Origin of the sequence: Helicobacter vulpis (assembly GCF_003660395.1) — a bacterium.
GTDB classification, from domain to species: domain Bacteria; phylum Campylobacterota; class Campylobacteria; order Campylobacterales; family Helicobacteraceae; genus Helicobacter; species Helicobacter vulpis.
Map to the genome: position 1 here is coordinate 1 of NZ_QXQT01000111.1, position 239 is coordinate 239.

General features: G+C 49.0%; 1 pseudogene. It reads left to right on the top strand.

Going from position 1 to position 239, the window contains the following annotated elements:
• Positions 1 to 239 (top strand): annotated as a pseudogene (locus EAO38_RS08800) (hypothetical protein); the annotation flags it as partial.

Below are 239 nucleotides of genomic sequence, written 5' to 3' on the forward strand. Positions count from 1 at the left end.
TAAAGAAGTTCTGCTATCCCATAGCCAACGCCCCAACACGACTCCAAGCCTTGATCTTGAAGGCTATATGCCTAGCAGTGGAGCTAACCCTACCACCCCCAAGCTTAAGAATCAAGCCCAAACCCTCTACACCCAAGCCCAAGAGCAAGAACATGGGTTTAAGCAACTCTTAGAGGGGCTTAAAGAGCCTAGTGCGCATTTAGAAGCCAATAGCGTCTTAAAGAGTGTGGGGAGCATTG